Origin of the sequence: Staphylococcus sp. URHA0057, assembly GCF_000620265.1 — a bacterium.
Lineage (GTDB): Bacteria > Bacillota > Bacilli > Staphylococcales > Staphylococcaceae > Staphylococcus > Staphylococcus pasteuri.
Map to the genome: position 1 here is coordinate 42,765 of NZ_JHVS01000011.1, position 12,741 is coordinate 55,505.

The following is a 12,741-nucleotide window of genomic DNA, read 5'->3' on the forward strand; positions in this document are numbered from 1 at the left end:
TTACACAGTATTGGGTAAAAAACTCACAAATAACTCTGTTCCAGATGGTTCAGGGCAAAGGAGCTGAAAACAATGAAACAAGGAATTCATCCTGAGTATCATAAAGTTATCTTTTTAGATACTACTACAGATTTTAAATTTTTAAGTGGTTCTACTAAAACATCTTCAGAAACAATGGAGTGGGAAGATGGAAATGAATACCCAGTTATTCGTTTAGATATTTCTTCTGATTCACATCCATTCTATACTGGACGTCAAAAATTCGCTGCTGCGGATGGTCGTGTGGAACGCTTCAACAAAAAATTTGGTCTTAAATCAAATAATAACTAATTTAAGTTTAGACTGTCTACGCCATTGTAATGGATTTGTAGGCAGTTTTTTTATTTTATAGTGAGAAATCAATCATGTTAATAATGCATTTTTACCGTAATTAATATATAACTTAAAGTGAGTGAAAAAGTATGATTGTTAATATAACATTTAAATAAGCCAGTCCAGTAAATAAGTTATAAGCAAATTTTCAAAAATGATTTAACGAATCAATTGTTAAAATAGCATTTATGAAATTTCAAAATATGATATAATTAAGCGATTATGTTTTGAAAAAAGGTGGAACGTTTAATGTATGAAACTTATCATTCCGGATGGATCGAATGTATTACCGGAAGTATGTTTAGTGGTAAATCAGAAGAACTTATTCGTCGTTTAAGACGAGGTATTTATGCTAAACAGAAAGTCATTGTTTTTAAACCAGCTATAGATGATCGTTATCATAAAGAAAAGGTAGTTTCACATAATGGAAATGCTATTGAAGCAATCAATATTGCAACAGCTAGAGAAATACTCATTCATGATGTATCACACGTAGATGTTATAGGGATTGATGAAGTTCAATTTTTCGATGAAAATATTGTAAGTATCATACAACAACTTGCAGATAATGGTCACAGGGTTATTGTAGCCGGATTAGATATGGATTTTAGAGGAGAACCCTTTGAACCTATACCTAAATTATTATCTTTAAGTGAGCACGTGACTAAATTACAAGCTGTTTGTGCAGTATGTGGTAGCCCTTCAAGTAGAACACAAAGACTTATAGATGGGCAACCGGCTAAAGCAGATGATCCAATAATTCTAGTCGGTGCAAATGAAAGTTACGAACCTAGATGTAGAGCACATCACATAGTGGCTCCAAGTGAAAATGAGAAGGAGGAAATGTAGTGTTTGATCAATTAGAAATTGTAGAGGAAAGATATGAACAATTAAATGAAATGTTAAGTGACCCTGATGTCGTTAATGATTCAGATAAATTACGTAAATATTCTAAAGAACAAGCAGATTTACAAAAAACTGTAGATGTTTACAGAAGCTACAAAAGCAAAAAAGAAGAATTAAGTGATATTGAAGAAATGTTGAATGAAACTTCGGATAAAGAAGAAGTTGAAATGTTAAAAGAAGAAAGTGCAACATTGAAAAATGAATTACCAGAAATGGAAGAACAACTTAAATTATTACTAATTCCTAAAGACCCTAATGATGAGAAAGATGTTATCGTTGAGATTAGAGCAGCAGCTGGTGGGGATGAAGCGGCAATTTTTGCTGGTGATTTAATGAGAATGTATTCTAAGTACGCAGAAATGCATAACTTCAAAACTGAAATTGTTGAAGCTTCTGAAAGTGATCATGGCGGTTATAAAGAAGTTAGTTTTTCAGTATCAGGTAATGATGCGTATAGTAAATTAAAATTTGAAAATGGCGCACACCGTGTTCAACGTGTACCTGAAACAGAATCAGGTGGTAGAATTCATACTTCCACAGCAACCGTTGCAGTATTGCCAGAAGTAGAAGATGTTGAAATTGAAGTTAGAAATGAAGATTTGAAAATTGATACGTATCGTTCTAGTGGTGCAGGTGGACAACACGTCAATACTACCGATTCAGCAGTACGTATTACTCACTTACCAACAGGTATTATAGCTACTTCTTCAGAAAAATCACAAATACAAAACAGAGAAAAAGCTTTAAAAGTATTAAAAGCAAGATTATATGACATGAAGTTACAAGAAGAACAACAAAAATATGCTTCACAAAGAAAATCAGCAGTAGGTACAGGAGATCGTTCAGAACGTATCAGAACATATAACTATCCTCAAAGCCGTGTAACTGACCATAGAATTGGCTTAACTTTACAAAAATTAAGTCAAATCATGGAAGGAAATTTAGATGAAGTTATTGATGCTTTAACATTGTCTGAACAAACAGATAAATTGAAAGAATTAAACAATGGTGAGTTATAAAGATTATTTGGCAAACGCTATTTCTTTAGCAAAAGAGAAGGGTTTTGAACAGACACGAGCTGAGTGGTTATTATTAGATACATTTAATTGGACACGAACAGATTATCTCATACATATGAATGATGAGATGTCTGAGGCTGATAAAGCTAAATTCGGATTGAATTTACAAAGGATGTTATTAGGTGAACCAATACAATATATTGTTGGTTTTCAATCATTTTATGGACAACGTTTTAAAGTTTCTGATCAATGTTTAATCCCAAGACCAGAAACAGAAGAAGTCATGCTACACTTTTTAAATTTATGTCAAAATGACGATACTATAGCTGATATTGGTACTGGTAGTGGTGTTATAGCCATTAGTTTGAAAATGTTAAAGCCTTCTTTAAAAGTTATCGCTACAGATTTATATGAGGATGCATTAGATGTAGCACGCAGTAACTCAGAACAATTTGATGTGTATATTAATTTAATGCAGGGAAATGCTTTAAAACCGTTGATTGAACAAAACATTAAACTAAACGGCCTTATTTCTAATCCACCATACATCGATGTGAAAGATGTAAAAGATATGTCTAAAACAGTTGTCGATTATGAACCGCATCAAGCTTTATTTGCTAAAAGTGAAGGTTATGCGATTTATAAGTCTATATTAGAAGATTTACCTAAAGTGTTACTTCCAAAGGCACATGTTGTTTTTGAAATTGGCTATAACCAAGGGCAAAATTTAAAAGAAATCGTTCATAACATGTATCCTGATAAAGAAGTAGCAGTTTATCAAGATATCAATCAACTTGATAGAATTTTAGAAATAAAATGGTAAATAAAAGTGATAATAGATAAGAATCGTTGTTATTTTTATTTGTTTTAATATGAATCTGCAAGGTTAATCGAAATTTGATGTATAATAAACTTTGTTATCAATGGGGTGGGAATGAGCATTCTTTCATGTATAAAATGAAAGACATAAAGCTATCCCACTCCTTTTTATTTTTAATTTAACTATGGGAAAGAGGTGTGATTTGAAATTGGAAACTAAGATATGGGATTTGAGAGAATATAGTAAAAATATCGAAGAATATCCATATATTAAAGAGATCAAAGATGTCGTGTTAAATGGTGGTCTTGTAGCACTACCAACAGAGACAGTATATGGTTTAGGTGCTGATGCTACTAATCAAGAAGCGGTTAGTAAAATATATCAAGCTAAAGGAAGACCATCAGATAATCCGTTAATTGTACACATACATGATATTTCTCAAATGGATCGTTTCATTGATAAGTTAGACCCAAAAGTACGACAATTAATGGATGCTTTTTGGCCGGGACCTATATCATTTATCTTACCTCTAAAATCAGGATATTTATGTGAAAAAGTAACAGGTGAACTAAATTCTATTGCTGTAAGAATGCCTAGCCACTTGATTGGTAGGGGTTTATTACAATTAATTAATAAGCCTATAGCTGCACCAAGTGCAAATATTAGTGGTAGACCATCTCCTACAACCTTTGATCATGTGTTTAATGATTTAAATGGAAGAATTGATGGCATTATAAATGGTGACCAAAGTGAAGAAGGATTAGAAAGTACTGTATTAGATTGTACACAGTATCCTTTTAGAATTGCACGTCCAGGATCAGTTACACAATCTATGATTGAAACAATTATACCTCATAGTATTGCACAATCAGATTTTAATGAAAGTGCTAAACCTATTGCTCCTGGTATGAAATATAAACATTATTCACCAGATACTCCGGTAACTATTCTAGAAGGATTAAGCCAGAAAATTCCGGATAATGATAAATGGAATCAAACAGCTTTCGTTGTTCCAAAAAGTTTAAGTCATTATTTACCTAAAGAATCTATTTTTATTAAATTATGTGAAGATAAAGATGATATCAAACAAGCAAATCATTTATTATATAGTATTTTACATGATATAGATCAGCGGAATGATATTGTTCAAGCATATATTTTTGGTTTTGAAAAAAATGATAACACTGAAGCTATCATGAATAGAATGTTAAAAGCTGCTGGAAATCAAATTGTTAATGAGGTGTCTTTATGAAATTAATATTTGTATGTACTGGTAATACTTGTCGTAGTCCCATGGCTGAAAGTATTGCACAATCAGTTTTTAATAAATTAGACATTACCATTGAGTCAAGAGGCATATTTGCTATGGAACAACAACCTATTTCAAAGTTATCTGAAGAAATATTAAATGAAAATGATTTGCCTCAACCTTCATTAACACAGAGTTTTTCTAGAGAAGATATAGATGCTAATATTATTCTAACAATGTCTAAATCGCATAAGGACATTATATTGTCTCAATATGGTACTGATGCTCTTCCAAATGTATTTACTTTGAGTGAATTTGTAGGGGAAGTAGATGATATTTATGATCCTTATGGTGGAGACAAGTTTACTTATCAACAAACATTTAACCAAATTTATGACTTAATTATGAAAATCGACCCAAAAGTTCTGTTAGAGAATTATATATAATTAGTATATGTTACGCTTTAAATACGTTATAATAAGGGAGTATAGCAATTTTGCTATGTTCCTTTTTATTTTTTTAGGGGGTGGGTTTCAAATGCAAGATTTTTCAATGTTGTTAGACGAATTAAAAGCAATGTCCTTTTTTAATGAAAATGAGATATGCTTGATTGGTTGTTCAACTTCTGAAGTTATTGGTCAGCGAATTGGTTCTGTTGGATCAATGGAAGTGGCTGAATCAATATTTAAAGAGTTAGAAAAAGTGAAACAACAGACAGGTGTTTCATTCGCATTTCAAGGGTGTGAGCATATTAATAGAGCAATCACTATTGAAAGATCCGATTTTAATCCACTAACAATGGAAGAAGTTACAGTTGTACCAGATGTTCATGCAGGTGGTAGCTTAGCTACATACGCATATCAACATATGGAAGACCCAGTTGTTGTTGAACATATTTCAGTTCCGAAAGGTATAGATATTGGTCAAACATTAATAGGCATGCACATTAAACATGTTTGTGTGCCAGTTAGAACTAGTATTAAGCAAGTGGGGGAAGCAATCGTTACTATTGCTACATCAAGACCTAAAAAAATTGGTGGCGAACGTGCAAAATATAATTAATTAGTTGAAAGAAGGGGATTATATGTCTTACATCGAAAAGCAAGATAAAGTGATTTTTGAAGCTATTGAGAAAGAGTTTAATCGACAAAATAATAATATTGAGTTAATTGCATCTGAAAACTTTGTTTCAGAAGCTGTTATGGAAGCACAAGGATCTGTATTAACTAATAAATATGCGGAAGGTTATCCAGGCCGTCGTTATTATGGTGGCTGTGAATTTGTAGACGTTACAGAATCAGTAGCAATCGACCGTGCTAAAGCATTATTTGGAGCAGAACATGTTAATGTTCAGCCTCACTCTGGTTCTCAAGCTAATATGGCAGTTTATTTAGTAGCATTAGAATATGGAGATACTGTTTTAGGCATGAATTTAAGTCACGGTGGTCATTTAACTCATGGTTCACCAGTTAATTTTAGTGGTAAATCTTATAATTTTGTCGAATATGGTGTAGATAAAGATACAGAACTTATTAATTATGACGAAGTACGTAGATTAGCAATTGAACATAAACCTAAATTAATTGTCGCAGGTGCATCTGCTTATTCACGTCAAATTGATTTCAAAAAATTTAAAGAAATAGCTGATGAAGTTGGCGCTAAATTAATGGTGGATATGGCTCATATTGCTGGTTTAGTCGCTGCAGGTTTACACCAAAACCCAGTTGAATATGCTGACTTTGTTACTACAACAACACATAAAACATTACGTGGACCACGTGGTGGCATGATTTTATGTAAAGAAGAATACAAAAAGGCAATAGATAAAACGATTTTCCCTGGTATTCAAGGTGGTCCTTTAGAACATGTTATTGCAGCAAAAGCAGTAGCATTTGGTGAAGCTTTAGACAATAATTTTAAAGTTTATCAAAAGCAAGTGATTAAAAATGCACAAACATTAGCGGATACCCTTTCAAAAGAAGGATTTAGAATCGTTTCAGGTGGTACAGATAATCACTTAGTAGCTGTAGACGTTAAAGGCTCTGTAAATATTACTGGTAAAGTTGCAGAAGAAACACTTGATAGCGTTGGCATTACTTGCAATAAAAATACTATTCCATTTGATCAAGAAAAGCCATTTGTTACAAGTGGTATTAGATTAGGAACACCAGCAGCCACTACTCGTGGTTTTGATGAAAAAGCATTTGAAGAAGTAGCAAAAATTATTGGTTTAGCTTTAAACAATCATGAAGATGAAGCTAAATTAAAAGAAGCAAAAACGCGTGTTTTAGCGTTAACTGAAAAATATCCTTTATATCAATAAAATACAAGGATATACAGAATATTGGAGGAAATGAAAATGAGTAAAGTACATGTATTTGATCATCCATTAATTCAACACAAATTGAGTTACATTCGTGATGCTCGTACTGGAACTAAAGAGTTTAGAGAACTAGTAGATGAAGTTGGTATGCTTATGGCATACGAAGTTACAAGAGATCTAGAGTTACAAGATGTTGAAATTGAAACTCCAGTAACTAAAATGACAGCTAAACGCTTAGCAGGTAAAAAATTAGCAATTGTACCTATTTTAAGAGCTGGACTAGGCATGACTGAAGGTATTTTAAGTTTAATTCCTGCAGCAAGAGTAGGGCACATCGGTTTATATCGTGATCCTGAAACACTTAAAGCAGTAGAATACTTCTCTAAAATGCCTCAAGATATTGATGAACGAGAAATCATCGTTGTGGATCCGATGTTGGCAACAGGAGCATCTGCAATTGAAGCTATTACTTCATTGAAAAACAAAGGTGCTAAAAATATTCGTTTCATGTGCTTAATTGCTGCCCCAGAAGGTGTTGAAAAAATGAAAGAAGCTCATGATGATGTTGATATTTATATTGCAGCTTTAGATGAGAAACTTAATGACAAAGCTTATATTACACCTGGATTAGGTGACGCAGGAGATCGATTATTCGGTACGAAATAGATATTGAAAACGGAGATAGATACGTTTGAAGAAAAAAATTATGACTATATTTGGAACTAGGCCGGAAGCTATTAAAATGGCGCCACTAGTTAAAGCAATTGAAAACGATGAGCAGTTGGAAGTATGCGTGGTTGTTACAGCTCAACATAGAGAAATGCTAGACGCTGTATTAAAAACGTTTGATATTGTTCCTGATTATGATTTGAATATTATGAAAGAAGGACAGACACTTTCAGAAATAACTTCAAAATCAATGATTGAACTGGAATCTATCATCAAACATGTTAAACCTAATATGGTATTGGTACACGGAGATACAGCGACTACATTTTCAGGAAGTCTAGCAGCGTTTTATAATCAAGTACCAATAGGTCACGTTGAGGCTGGATTACGAAGTTATGATAAATATTCACCTTATCCAGAAGAAATGAATAGACAAATGGTAGGCGTACTAACTGACATTCATTTTGCACCGACTTTCAATGCTAGGAAACATTTGCTTGACGAAGGTAAGGATATAAACTCAGTTGTGGTAACTGGTAATACAGCGATTGACGCATTAAATTATACAGTTAATGACGATTATCATTCTGACATTTTAAATAGACATAAGAATAAAAGAATATTGTTATTAACTGCACATCGTCGCGAAAACATTGGTGAACCAATGGAACATATTTTTAAAGCTGTTAGAAAGCTTGTAGATGAAGATGAGTCACTCGTAGTTGTTTATCCAGTGCATATGAATCCTAAAGTTCGTGATATTGCACAACATATTTTAGGCAAACATGACAGAATAGAACTTATTGAACCTTTAGATGTTTTAGATTTTCACAATTTTGCTAAACAAGCGCATCTCATTTTGACAGACTCTGGAGGGATTCAAGAAGAAGCCCCTTCATTACACAAACCAGTATTAGTATTAAGAGATAATACTGAGAGACCTGAAGGTGTTGAAGCTGGTACATTAAAAGTAGTTGGTACTTCGATGAATAATGTCTATAAAGAAACCAAAAAATTGTTAGAAGATAAAAACCTTTACAAGAGTATGAGTGAGGCAAATAATCCATATGGAGATGGAAGCGCTTCTAATAGAATTGTAAATCATATCAAATATTATTTTGATTTAATAAGTGAAAAACCAAAAGATTTTAAACAATAAAAGATGTATACCGTTTAAATGTGGCTAATTTGTGACAATTTTAGCTTAAAATTCAACAACAATTTGAATAGAATTGACACCGTTGTAGGCGCTATATTATCATTTAGATTGTATGAGTGGAACGGTTTACATGATTGTATAAGACACTCGGAGGCAAACAAATGGGTCGTTTCTACATCATTTTCAAACAATATATACAATATTATCTCTATTTATTGATATTATTAGGTATATTGTATCTCTTTTCACCCCATCCTTTTTTATTAGGTTTGATTATTGGTACATGTGGATCTTTAGTTAATACATACATCTTTGAGATCTATTTATTTCATGCACAAAAAGCTGAGTCAAACCATATATCAACAGGAAATATGTGGAGATATTTAGTGGCTATTGTCGTGTGTATAATATGGTTTTTCTTTAAAGATCACATCAATATCATTGGGGTGTTAATAGGGCTAATGATTTCTTATATCGTAATCATCTGTCGCCCTCTACTTAATAGGGAGTAAAATTTAAAACGAAAGAGGTGAGAATATGGATCATAAAGACCCGAAAGTAAGTTTGGATATTTTCGGTTTTGACCTTGTATTTAACATGGCAAGTGTAATGATGGTGTTAATTACAGCAGTTCTCGTTTTTTTACTAGCAATTATTTGTACACGTAATTTAAAGAAACGACCAACTGGTAAACAGAACTTTATTGAATGGGTTTTTGACTTTGTTAGAGGCATCATCGAAGGTAATATGGCATGGAAAAAAGGTGGACATTTTCACTTCTTAGCAGTGACATTAATTTTATACATCTTCATTTCTAATATGTTAGGTTTACCATTTGCAATAGTAACTAAAGATCACTACTTATGGTGGAAATCACCTACCGCAGATGCAACAGTTACATTGACATTGTCAACTACTGTTATTCTATTAACACATTATTATGGTATTAAAATGCGTGGTACAAAGAATTATTTCAAAGGTTATGTTCAACCGTTTTGGCCACTTGCAATTATAAACGTGTTTGAAGAGTTTACTTCAACATTAACACTTGGACTACGTTTATATGGTAATATCTTTGCAGGTGAACTATTACTAAGCTTATTAGCTGGATTATTCTTCCAAGAACCAGCATGGGGTTGGATAATTAGTATACCTGGTTTAATTGTTTGGCAAGGATTCTCAATCTTTGTAGGTACAATACAAGCATATATCTTCATTATGCTTTCAATGGTTTACATGTCACACAAAGTGGCAGATGGACACTAAATTTAAAAATTATATACAATCTTAGGAGGAAAATTTATTATGAATTTAATCGCAGCGGCAATCGCAATTGGTTTATCAGCATTAGGTGCAGGTATCGGTAACGGTCTTATCGTATCTAGAACAGTAGAAGGTGTAGCACGTCAACCAGAAGCTCGTGGTCAATTAATGGGTATTATGTTCATTGGTGTTGGTTTAGTTGAGGCTTTACCTATCATCGGTGTTGTAATTGCATTCATGACATTTGCTGGATAAGACATTTATTTAAGGCGAAGTCTAATAGACTCTCGCCGTTCGTTTTATTTTTTATTGCTTAATGATTATTTTGACGAAAGGAGTGTCATGATCCCGTGACTGCAACAGCTAATATGTTCGTTATCGGTGCAGCTTCAGGCGTTGAATGGGGCACAGTAATAGTTCAAATTTTTACTTTTATTGTCCTATTAGCGTTATTAAAAAAATTTGCTTGGGGTCCATTAAAAGAAATAATGGATAAACGTGAACGTGATATCAACAAAGATATCGACGATGCGGAACAAGCTAAATTAAATGCACAAAAACTTGAAGAAGAAAATAAACAGACACTTAAAGAAACTCAAGATGAAGTTCAAAAAATTCTAGAAGATGCGAAAGTTCAAGCACGTAAACAACATGAAGAAATCATTCATGAAGCAAACGTTAGAGCTAATGGCATGATTGAAACTGCTCAAAGTGAAATTAATAGTCAAAAAGAACGTGCCATTGCAGATATTAATAACCAAGTATCTGAATTATCAGTTCTTATTGCTTCTAAAGTTCTTAGAAAAGAAATTTCAGAGCAAGATCAAAAAGAATTAGTTGAAAAGTATCTAAAAGAGGCAGGCGATAAATAATGACAAAAATCGCTGACAAATACGCAAAGGCATTGTTTGATGTTTCTGCAGATACAAATCAATTGGATAGCATTTATGAAGAATTAGAAACAATTAGTCATTCTTCATTCGATTACATTAATGATTTAAAAGCCATTGATAGCAATCCTAAACTTACATTACAAAAGCGTCAAAACTTTGTAGGAGAGGTTTATGGTAATGCTAATCAGTACATTGTTAATATGTTGAAAGTGCTAGCGGAAAATCGTCATCTTTCACACATTGAAGATGTCTTTAAAGCTTTTCAATCACAGTATAATCAACATAACAATCAAGATTTCGCATTAATAGAATCAACATATGATTTAAATGATGAAGAAATATCAAAAATCGTTGAACTAGTTAAACAACAAACAAACTTATCTAAAGTAATTGTTAGTACTAAAATTAATCAAGATTTAATTGGTGGTTTTAGAGTTAAGGTCGGCACGACTGTTATGGATGGCAGTGTTAAAAATGATCTTATTCAATTACAACGTAAATTTAAAAGAGCAAACTAATTAATAAAGAGGAGTGACATAGATGGCCATAAAAGCTGAAGAAATCAGTGCATTACTTCGCTCACAAATTGAGAATTATGAGTCAGAAATGTCCGTAACAGATGTTGGTACAGTATTACAAATTGGTGATGGTATCGCATTAATTCACGGATTAAATGACGTTATGGCTGGTGAGCTAGTAGAATTCCAAAACGGCGTGCTCGGTTTAGCACAAAACCTTGAAGAATCTAATGTTGGTGTGGTTATCTTAGGACCATACACAGATATTAGTGAAGGTGACGAAGTTAAACGTACAGGACGTATTATGGAAGTACCTGTAGGTGACGAACTAATTGGACGAGTAGTAAATCCATTAGGTCAACCTATCGATGGACAAGGTCCTATCAACGCAACAAAAACAAGACCAGTTGAGAAAAAAGCAACTGGAGTAATGGATCGTAAATCAGTTGATGAACCATTACAAACTGGTATTAAAGCTATCGATGCATTAGTGCCAATTGGACGTGGTCAACGTGAGTTAATCATTGGTGACCGTCAAACAGGTAAAACAACTGTTGCAATTGATACAATCTTAAACCAAAAAAATGAAGATACAATTTGTATCTATGTAGCTATTGGTCAAAAAGATTCAACTGTAAGAGCCAATGTAGAAAAATTAAGACAAGCTGGCGCTTTAGATTATACAATCGTTGTATCTGCATCAGCAGCTGAACCAGCGCCATTATTATATATCGCGCCATATTCAGGTGTAACAATGGGCGAAGAGTTCATGTTTAACGGTAAACATGTTTTAATCGTTTATGATGATTTAACTAAACAAGCATCAGCTTATCGTGAACTTTCATTATTATTACGTAGACCTCCAGGCCGTGAAGCATACCCTGGTGATGTGTTCTATCTACATAGTAGATTACTTGAAAGAGCAGCTAAGTTAAATGATGATTTAGGTGGCGGATCTATTACTGCGTTACCAATCATTGAAACTCAAGCAGGAGACATTTCAGCTTATGTTCCAACAAACGTTATTTCAATTACTGATGGACAAATTTTCTTACAATCTGATTTATTCTTCTCAGGTGTAAGACCTGCGATTAACGCTGGACAATCAGTATCACGTGTTGGTGGTTCTGCTCAAATTAAAGCGATGAAAAAAGTAGCAGGTACTTTACGTTTAGACCTTGCTTCTTATAGAGAATTAGAATCATTTGCTCAATTTGGTTCTGATTTAGATGAATTCACAGCTAAAAAATTAGAACGTGGTAAACGTACTGTTGAAATCTTAAAACAAGATCAAAATAAACCACTTCCTGTAGAAAACCAAGTATTAATTATCTTTGCATTAACTAAAGGATATTTAGACGATATTCCTGTTGAAGATATTACTCGTTTTGAGGATGAATTAAACCACTGGGCAGCTTCAAATGCGACAGAATTACTTTCTGAAATCAGAGAAACTGGTGCTTTACCAGATGCTGATAAATTTGATTCTGCAATTACCGAATTCAAAAAAAGCTTTAGTAAATCAGAATAATAAAGAATAGTAATTAAAG

General features: G+C 33.0%; 16 protein-coding genes. All 16 read left to right on the plus strand.

The annotated features are described in order from the left end of the window. The first annotated feature begins 72 nt into the window (after positions 1–72). The gene (locus N524_RS0107720; protein WP_017636782.1) at positions 73–330 is read left to right on the plus strand and encodes a type B 50S ribosomal protein L31; all 258 of its coding nucleotides are present in this window, start codon (positions 73–75) and stop codon (positions 328–330) included. Between the two features lie 291 nt (positions 331–621). Continuing rightward, on the plus strand, positions 622–1,221 hold the full coding sequence (locus N524_RS0107725) for a thymidine kinase (RefSeq protein WP_017636781.1): 600 nt from the start codon (positions 622–624) through the stop codon (positions 1,219–1,221). Continuing rightward, positions 1,221–2,297 (plus strand): peptide chain release factor 1, encoded by a 1,077-nt coding sequence (prfA, locus tag N524_RS0107730; protein ID WP_029056176.1) that lies wholly within the window; start codon positions 1,221–1,223, stop codon positions 2,295–2,297. The genes N524_RS0107725 and prfA overlap by 1 nt, the downstream gene beginning before the upstream one ends. Then, a complete protein-coding gene (gene prmC / locus N524_RS0107735; RefSeq protein ID WP_029056177.1) occupies positions 2,284–3,120 on the plus strand; it encodes a peptide chain release factor N(5)-glutamine methyltransferase in 837 nt (278 codons plus the stop codon). Before prfA ends, prmC begins: the two co-directional genes overlap by 14 nt. Before the next feature lie 205 nt (positions 3,121–3,325). Next, on the plus strand, positions 3,326–4,369 hold the full coding sequence (locus N524_RS0107740) for an L-threonylcarbamoyladenylate synthase (RefSeq protein WP_029056178.1): 1,044 nt from the start codon (positions 3,326–3,328) through the stop codon (positions 4,367–4,369). Next, on the plus strand, positions 4,366–4,812 hold the full coding sequence (locus N524_RS0107745; protein WP_029056179.1) for a low molecular weight protein arginine phosphatase: 447 nt from the start codon (positions 4,366–4,368) through the stop codon (positions 4,810–4,812). The genes N524_RS0107740 and N524_RS0107745 overlap by 4 nt, the downstream gene beginning before the upstream one ends. 91 nt (positions 4,813–4,903) lie before the next feature. Beyond that, on the plus strand, positions 4,904–5,428 hold the full coding sequence (locus N524_RS0107750; RefSeq protein ID WP_017636776.1) for a TIGR01440 family protein: 525 nt from the start codon (positions 4,904–4,906) through the stop codon (positions 5,426–5,428). Between the two features lie 22 nt (positions 5,429–5,450). Next, positions 5,451–6,689 carry a serine hydroxymethyltransferase gene (glyA, locus tag N524_RS0107755; protein ID WP_029056180.1) on the plus strand — a complete coding sequence of 413 codons (1,239 nt, stop codon included), beginning with the start codon at positions 5,451–5,453 and terminating at the stop codon, positions 6,687–6,689. Between the two features lie 36 nt (positions 6,690–6,725). Further along, positions 6,726–7,355, plus strand: a complete 630-nt coding sequence (gene upp / locus N524_RS0107760; protein ID WP_029056181.1) for a uracil phosphoribosyltransferase — start codon at positions 6,726–6,728, stop codon at positions 7,353–7,355. Positions 7,356–7,380: 25 nt separating this feature from the next. Then, a complete protein-coding gene (gene wecB, locus N524_RS0107765) occupies positions 7,381–8,517 on the plus strand; it encodes a non-hydrolyzing UDP-N-acetylglucosamine 2-epimerase (RefSeq protein WP_029056182.1) in 1,137 nt (378 codons plus the stop codon). A gap of 161 nt (positions 8,518–8,678) precedes the next feature. Further along, positions 8,679–9,029 carry an ATP synthase subunit I gene (locus N524_RS13200; RefSeq protein ID WP_081581205.1) on the plus strand — a complete coding sequence of 117 codons (351 nt, stop codon included), beginning with the start codon at positions 8,679–8,681 and terminating at the stop codon, positions 9,027–9,029. A gap of 25 nt (positions 9,030–9,054) precedes the next feature. After that, entirely contained in the window at positions 9,055–9,783 is a 729-nt protein-coding gene (gene atpB, locus N524_RS0107770) for a F0F1 ATP synthase subunit A (protein WP_017636772.1), read from the plus strand. 39 nt (positions 9,784–9,822) lie between these two features. Next, entirely contained in the window at positions 9,823–10,035 is a 213-nt protein-coding gene (gene atpE, locus N524_RS0107775) for a F0F1 ATP synthase subunit C (protein ID WP_001048816.1), read from the plus strand. A 95-nt stretch (positions 10,036–10,130) separates the two neighbouring features. Then, positions 10,131–10,652, plus strand: coding sequence for a F0F1 ATP synthase subunit B (locus tag N524_RS0107780; RefSeq protein ID WP_017636771.1), 522 nt, complete (start codon positions 10,131–10,133; stop codon positions 10,650–10,652). Beyond that, positions 10,652–11,191: a F0F1 ATP synthase subunit delta gene (locus tag N524_RS0107785; RefSeq protein WP_017636770.1), complete on the plus strand. Its 540-nt coding sequence runs from the start codon at positions 10,652–10,654 to the stop codon at positions 11,189–11,191. Before N524_RS0107780 ends, N524_RS0107785 begins: the two co-directional genes overlap by 1 nt. Positions 11,192–11,213: 22 nt before the next feature. Beyond that, complete coding sequence (gene atpA / locus N524_RS0107790; protein ID WP_017636769.1) at positions 11,214–12,722, plus strand: F0F1 ATP synthase subunit alpha; 1,509 nt, start codon at positions 11,214–11,216, stop codon at positions 12,720–12,722. The last annotated feature ends 19 nt before the right edge of the window (positions 12,723–12,741 follow it).

Excerpts from the sequence above, each read along its gene's own strand:
- N524_RS0107745 (WP_029056179.1), top strand. The coding sequence starts at position 4,366 with ATGAAATTAATATTTGTATGTACTGGTAATACTTGTCGTAGTCCCATG.
- upp (WP_029056181.1), top strand. The coding sequence starts at position 6,726 with ATGAGTAAAGTACATGTATTTGATCATCCATTAATTCAACACAAATTG.
- prmC (WP_029056177.1), top strand. The coding sequence starts at position 2,284 with ATGGTGAGTTATAAAGATTATTTGGCAAACGCTATTTCTTTAGCAAAA.
- N524_RS0107750 (WP_017636776.1), top strand. The coding sequence starts at position 4,904 with ATGCAAGATTTTTCAATGTTGTTAGACGAATTAAAAGCAATGTCCTTT.
- atpB (WP_017636772.1), top strand. The coding sequence starts at position 9,055 with ATGGATCATAAAGACCCGAAAGTAAGTTTGGATATTTTCGGTTTTGAC.
- N524_RS0107785 (WP_017636770.1), top strand. The coding sequence starts at position 10,652 with ATGACAAAAATCGCTGACAAATACGCAAAGGCATTGTTTGATGTTTCT.
- atpA (WP_017636769.1), top strand. The coding sequence starts at position 11,214 with ATGGCCATAAAAGCTGAAGAAATCAGTGCATTACTTCGCTCACAAATT.
- glyA (WP_029056180.1), top strand. The coding sequence starts at position 5,451 with ATGTCTTACATCGAAAAGCAAGATAAAGTGATTTTTGAAGCTATTGAG.
- N524_RS0107725 (WP_017636781.1), top strand. The coding sequence starts at position 622 with ATGTATGAAACTTATCATTCCGGATGGATCGAATGTATTACCGGAAGT.
- atpE (WP_001048816.1), top strand. The coding sequence starts at position 9,823 with ATGAATTTAATCGCAGCGGCAATCGCAATTGGTTTATCAGCATTAGGT.
- N524_RS0107720 (WP_017636782.1), top strand. The coding sequence starts at position 73 with ATGAAACAAGGAATTCATCCTGAGTATCATAAAGTTATCTTTTTAGAT.
- N524_RS13200 (WP_081581205.1), top strand. The coding sequence starts at position 8,679 with ATGGGTCGTTTCTACATCATTTTCAAACAATATATACAATATTATCTC.